General features: G+C 69.3%; 1 protein-coding gene. It reads right to left on the bottom strand.

The features are described 5' to 3' along the window. Positions 1 to 7,398, bottom strand: a 7,398-nt coding sequence (locus AC5L38_RS43725) for a beta strand repeat-containing protein (protein ID WP_495248731.1), incomplete at its 3' end; no start/stop codon positions are given. Positions 7,399 to 7,418 lie beyond the last annotated feature (20 nt).

Below are 7,418 nucleotides of genomic sequence, written 5' to 3'. Positions count from 1 at the left end.
CACCGGCGGCGCACCCGTCCCCGAGAACGCCGTATCCACCACACCCACAGCGGTCAACGTCGCGTTACCGGAGTTGATGATCACGTACGAATAGGTGATCGTCTGCCCTGCGGTCGCCACCGCCGAAGGGAAGGCGGTCTTCAACAGCGTCAAGCCGGGTGCCGCCGTGATGGTGACCGTCGCCGTCGACGCGGCCGACGTCACCGCCGGGCCCGTCGGCGGCGTCCCCGACGCGACCGCCGTATTCACGATCACACCCGCGTCCACATCCGCCTGCGTCGTCACATACGTGCTCGTACAGGTGGTCGAGGCCTGCGGCGCCAGCGTCGTCACCGGACACGTCACCACCGGAGGCGTCCCCGTCCCCGAGAACGCCGTATCCGTCACACCCACACCGGTCAACGTCGCGTTACCGGTGTTGACGACCAGGTAGGAGTAGGTGATCGTCGCGCCCGCCGCCGTCGCCGAGGTCGGCGACGCTGTCTTCAGCAACGCCAGACTCGGAGCCGGGACAGCCGTCACCGTCGCGGTCGACGCGGCCGACGTCACCGCCGGACCTGTCGGCGGCGTACCGGAGGCGATCGCCGTATTCACGATCACACCCGCGTCGATGTCGGCCTGCGTCGTCACATACGTGCCCGTACAGGTGGTCGAGTCCTCCGGGGCCAGCGTCGTCACCGGACACGTCACCACCGGCGGCGCACCCGTCCCCGAGAACGCCGTATCCGTCACACCCACACCGGTCAACGTCGCGTTACCGGAGTTGACCACCAGATAGGAGTAGGTGATCGTCCGGTCTGCCGCCGTCACCGAACTCGGCGACGCCGTCTTCAGCAACGTCAGGCCGGCGGCCGGCTCCCCGGTGATCGTCACCGTCGACGGGTTGGACGTCACCGCCGGACCGGTCGGCGGAGTGCCGGAAGCGACCGCGGTGTTCACGATCGACCCCGCGTCCACATCCGCCTGCGTGGTCACATACGTGCTCGTACAGGTGGTCGAGGCCTGCGGCGCCAGCGTCGTCACCGGACACGTCACCACCGGCGGCGCACCCGTCCCCGAGAACGCCGTATCCGTCACCCCCACACCCGTCAACGTCGCGTTACCGGTGTTGACGACCACGTACGAGTAAGTGATCGTCGTGCCCGCGGTCGTCACGGCCGAGGGGAAGGCGGTCTTCAACAGCGCCAGGCCGGGAGCCGCCGTGATGGTGACCGTCGCCGTCGACGGATCGGACGCCACCGCCGGACCCGTCGGCGGGGTACCGGAGGCGACCGCCGTGTTCACGATCACACCCGCGTCCACATCCGCCTGCGTCGTCACATAAGTGCTCGTACAGGTGGTCGAAGCCTGCGGCGCCAGCGTCGTCACCGGACACGTCACCACCGGAGGCGCACCCGAACCCGAGAACGCCGTATCCGTCACACTCACACCGGTCAACGTCGTGTTTCCGGTGTTGACGACCGCGTACGAATAGGTGATCGTCGCGCCCGCCGCCACCACCGTGGCCGGCGAGGCCGTCTTCAGCAGCGCCAGGCCGGGAGCCGCCGTGACGATGACCGTCGCCGTCGACGGATCGGAGACCACCGCCGGACCCGTCGGCGGAGTACCGGAGGCGACCGCCGTGTTCACGATCGAGCCCGCGTCAAGGTCGGCCTGCGTGGTCACGTACGTGCTGGTACAGGTGGTCGAAGCCTGCGGCGCCAGCGTCGTCACCGGACACGTCACCACCGGAGGCGCACCCGTCCCCGAGAACGCCGTATCCGTCACCCCCACACCCGTCAACGTCGCGTTACCGGTGTTGACCACCAGGTAGGAGTAGACGATCGTCGCACCCGCCGCCACCACCGTGGCCGGCGAGGCCGTCTTCACGAGTGCCAGGCCGGGAACCCCCGCGGCCGTCACCGTCACCGTCGACGGAGCCGACGTCACCGCCGGACCGGTCGGCGGCGTCCCCGACGCGACCGCGGTATTCACGATCGAGCCCGCGTCGAGGTCCGCCTGGGTGACCGTGTACGTGCTGGTGCACGTCGTCGAGTCCTGCGGTGCCAACGTCGTCACCGGGCAGGTGACCACCGGCGGCGTCCCCGTCCCCGAGAACGCCGTATCCGTCACACCCACACCGGTCAGCGTCGTGTTTCCGTTGTTGACGACCACGTGCGAGTAGGTGATCGTCTGACCCGCGGTCGCCACGGCCGGGGGGAAAGCGGTCTTCAACAGCGCCAGGCCGGGAGCCGCCGTGACGATGACCGTCGCCGTCGACGGATCGGACGCCACCGCCGGACCCGTCGGCGGAGTGCCGGAGGCGATCGCCGTGTTCACGATCGAGCCCGCGTCGATGTCGGCCTGGGTGACCGTGTACGTGCCCGTACAGGTGGTCGAGGCCTGCGGGGCCAGCGTCGTCACCGGACACGTCACCACCGGAGGCGTCCCCGTGCCCGAGAACGCCGTGTCCGTCACATCCACGCCCGTCAACGTCGCGTTACCGGTGTTGACGACCAGGTAGGAGTAGGTGATCGTCTGACCGGTGGCCGCCAGGGCCGAGGGGAAGGCGGTCTTCAACAGCGCCAGGCCGGGAGCCGCCGTGATGGTGACCGTCGCCGTCGACGGAGCCGATGTCACCGCCGGACCCGTCGGCGGGCTGCCGGAGGCGACCGCGGTGTTCACGATCGACCCGGCGTCCGCATCGGCCTGCGTGGTCACATACGTGCCCGTGCAGGTCGTCGAGGCCTGCGGGACCAGCGTCGTCACCGGACACGTCACCACCGGAGGCGTCCCCGAACCCGAGAACGCCGTGTCCACCACGCCCACCCCGGTCAACGTCGTGTTCCCGGTGTTGACGATCACGTACGAGTAAGTGATCGTCGCGCCCGCCGCCACCACCGTGCTCGGCGAGGCCGTCTTCAACAACGTCAAGCCGGAAGCCGCCGTGATGGTGACCGTCGCCGTCGACGGATCGGAGACCACCGCCGGACCCACCGGCGGCGTCCCCGACGCGACCGCCGTGTTCACCACCGAACCCGCGTCGATATCGGCCTGGGTGACCGTGTAGGTGCTCGTACAGGTGGTCGAGGCCTGCGGGACCAGCGTCGTCACCGGACACGTCACCACCGGCGGCGTCCCCGAACCCGAGAACGCCGTGTCCGTCACGCTCACCCCGGTCAACGTCGTGTTGCCGGTGTTGACGATCACGTACGAATAGGTGATCGTCTGCCCCGCCACCGTCGCCGAGCTCGGCGAGGCCGTCTTTAGGAGGGCCAGGCCGGGGGCCGCGATGATGGTGACCGTGGCGGTCGACGGGTTGGACGTGATCGCCGGACCCGCCGGTGGAGTGCCCGACGCGACCGCCGTGTTCACCACGGCACCCGCGTCCACATCGGCCTGCGTCGTCACATACGTGCTGGTACACGTCGTCGACGCCTGCGGAGCCAGCGTCGTCACCGGACAGGTGACCACCGGAGGCGTCCCCGTCCCCGAGAACGACGTGTCCACCACGCCCACCCCGGTCAACGTCGTGTTCCCGGTGTTGACGACCACGTACGAATAGACGATCGTCCGGTCCGCCGCCGTCGTCGTGGCCGGCGACGCCGTCTTCAACAGGGCCAGGCCGGAAGCCGCCTCGGCCGTCACCGTCGCCGTCGCCGGATCGGAGACCACCGCCGGACCCACCGGCGGCGTCCCCGACGCGACCGCCGTGTTCACGATCGAACCGGCGTCCACATCGGCCTGCGTCGTCACATACGTGCCCGTACAGGTGGTCGAGGCCTGCGGGACCAGCGTCGTCACCGGACAGGTGACCACCGGCGGCGCACCCGTCCCCGAGAACGACGTAGCCGTCACACCCACCCCGGTCAACGTCGTGTTCCCGGTGTTGACGATCACGTACGAATAGGTGATCGTCCGGCCGGCCGCCGCCACCGTGCTCGGCGACGCCGTCTGCTGCAGCGCCAGGCTGGGGGCCGCCGTGATCGTGACCGTCACGGTCGACGGATCAGACGTGATCGCCGGACCCGCCGGCGGAGTACCGGAGGCGACCGCCGTGTTCACCACGGCACCCGCGTCCACATCGGCCTGCGTCGTCACATACGTGCTGGTACAGGTGGTCGAGGCCTGCGGCGCCAGCGTCGTCACCGGACACGTCACCACCGGCGGCGCACCCGTCCCCGAGAACGACGTGTCCGTCACATCCACCCCGGTCAACGTCGTGTTCCCGGTGTTGACGACCGCGTACGAATAGACGATCGTCCGGTCCGCCGCCGTCGTCGTGGCCGGCGACGCCGTCTTCAGCAGCGCCAGGCCGGGAGCCGGGGCAGCCGTCACCGTCGCGGTCGACGGAGCGGACGTGATCGCCGGGCCGGTCGGCGGGGTGCCGGAGGCGACCGCGGTGTTCACGATCGACCCCGCATCGATGTCGGCCTGGGTGACCGTGTACGTGCCCGTACAGGTGGTCGAGGCCTGCGGGACCAGCGTCGTCACCGGGCAAGTGATCGCCGACGGTGTACCCGAACCCGAGAACGCCGTGTCCGTCACCCCCACCCCGGTCAACGTCACGTTCCCGGTGTTGGTGACCAGGTAGGAATAGGTCACCGTCTGACCCGCCACCGACACCGTGGACGGATCCACCGTCTTGACGAGCGTCAGCAACGAGGCCGTCGTCGCCGTGACCGTCGCCGTCGACGGATCGGAGACCACCACGGGGCCTGTCGGCGGAGTCCCGGAGGCCGTCGCGGTGTTCACGATCGAACCGGCGTCTATATCGGCCTGGGTGACCGTGTAGGTGCTCGTACAGGTGGTCGAGGTCTGTGGCGCCAGCGTCGTCACCGGACACGTCACCACCGGCGGCGCACCCGAACCCGAGAACGACGTGTCCGTCACCCCCACACCCGTCAACGTCACGTTCCCGGTGTTGGCCACCAGGTAGGAATAGGTCACCGTCTGACCCGCCACCGACACCGTGGACGGAGTCGCCGTCTTCAGCAGCGCCAGGCCGGGAAGCGAGTCGGCGGTCACCGTCGCGGTCGACGGAGTGGACGTGACCGGCGGACCGGTGGGCGGGGTGCCGGAGGCGACCGCGGTGTTCACGATCGACCCCGCGTCGATGTCGGCCTGGGTGACCGTGTACGTGCTGGTACACGTCGTCGAGGCCTGCGGCGCCAGCGTCGTCACCGGACACGTCACCACCGGAGACGTTCCCGAACCCGAGAACGACGTGTCCACCACCCCCACACCCGTCAACGTCACGTTCCCCGCGTTGGTGACCAGGTAAGAATAGGTCACCGCCTGACCCGCCTCGGTCATGGTCGACGGAGCGACGGTCTTCAACACCGTCAGGCCGAAAGTCGGCACGGCGGTCAATGTCGCGGTCGACGGATCGGACGTGACCGGCGGACCGGTGGGCGGGGTGCCGGAGGCGACCGCGGTGTTCACGACCGTTCCCGCGTCGATGTCGGCCTGGGTGACCGTGTACGTGCCCGTACACGTCGCCGAGGCCTGCGGGGCCAACGTCGTCACCGGGCAGGTGACCACCGGCGGCGTTCCCGTCCCCGAGAACGACGTATCCGTCACGGTCAAAGCGGTCAACGTCGCGTTACCGGTATTCATGATCATGTACGAATAGGTGATCGTCTGACCGGCCGCCGTCACCGTGGTCGGTGCCGCCGTCTTCGACAGCACCAGGCTGGGAGCCGGGGCGGCCGTCACCGTCACCGTCGACGTGTCGGACGCCGCCGGCGGACCCGTCGGCGGCGTCCCCGACGCCACCGCGTTGTTCACGATCGACCCCGCGTCGATGTCAGCCTGCGTCGTCACATACGTGCTGGTACACGTCGTCGCAGCCTGCGGCGCCAGCGTCGTCACCGGACACGTGACCACCGGCGGCGTCCCCGTCCCCGAGAACGACGTGTCCGTCACGCTCACAGCGGTCAACGTCGTGTTACCGGTGTTGACGACCGCGTACGAGTAAGTGATCAGCTCACCCGCCGCCGTCACCGTGCTCGGCGACGCCGTCTTCAACAGCGCCAGACTGGGGGCCGTCTCGGCCGTCACCGTCACCGTCGACGTGTCGGACGCCGCCGGCGGACCCGTCGGCGGCGTCCCCGACGCCACCGCGTTGTTCACGATCGACCCCGCGTCGATGTCAGCCTGCGTGACCGTGTACGTGCTGGTACACGTCGTCGTGGCCTGCGGAGCCAGCGTCGTCACCGGACACGTGATCACCGGAGGCGTCCCCGTCCCCGAGAACGACGTGTCCGCCACACTCACAGCGGTCAACGTCGTGTTACCCGTGTTGACGACCGCGTACGAATAGACAATCGTCCGCCCCGCCGCCGCCACCGTGGCCGGCGACGCCGTCTTCAACAGCGCCAGACTGGGAACCGAGGGGATGGTGATCGTCGCGGTCGACGGATCGGAGGCCACCGGCGGACCCGTCGGGGGCGTCCCCGAGACGATCGCCGTGTTCACCACCGATCCCGCGTCGATGTCGGCCTGCGTGATCGTATACGTGCTGGTGCAGGTCGTCGTGGCCTGCGGCGCCAGCGTCGTCACCGGACACGTGATCACCGCAAGTGCCCCCAACCCCGAGAACGACGTGTCCACCACGCTCACGCCGGTCAACGTCGTGTTACCCGTGTTGACGACCCGGTAGGAGTAGACGATCGTCCGGCCGGCCGCCACCACCGTGCTCGGCGCCGCCGTCTTCAACAGCGCCAGACTGGGAGCCGGGACGGCCGTCACCGCCGCCGTCGACGGATCGGAGGCCACCGCCGGACCTGTCGGGGGCGTCCCCGAGGCGACCGCGGTGTTCACGATCGAACCGGCGTCGATGTCAGCCTGCGTCGTCACATACGTGCCGGTGCAGGTGGTCGAGGTCTGTGGCGCCAGCGTCGTCACCGGACACGTCACCACCGGCGGCGCACCCGAACCCGAGAACGACGTGTCCACCACCCCCACACCCGTCAACGTCGTGTTACCCGTGTTGAGGACCGCGTAGGAATAGACGATCGTCCGGCCGGCCGCCACCACCGTGCTCGGCGCCGCCGTCTTCAACAACGCCAGACTGGGAACCGGGGCGGCCGTCACCGTCGCCGTCGACGGGTTTGAGGCCACCGGCGGGCCGGTGGGTGGCGTCCCCGACGCCACCGCGGTGTTCACGATCGAACCGGCGTCGATGTCAGCCTGCGTCGTCACATACGTGCCGGTGCAGGTGGTCGAGGCCTGCGGCGCCAGCGTCGTCACCGGACACGTCACCACCGGCGGCGCACCCGAACCCGAGAACGACGTGTCCACCACCCCCACACCCGTCAACGTGACGTTGCCGTCGTTGACGACCACATAGGAATAGGTGATCGTCCGGCCCGCCACCGCGACCGTGCTCGGCGCCGCCGTCTTCAACAACGCCAGACTGGGAGCCGGAACGGCCG

The organism is Streptosporangium nanhuense (genome assembly GCF_059358815.1).
Note: the sequence above shows the minus strand (reverse complement) of the source record. Positions and strands in the feature narration are given on the sequence as shown.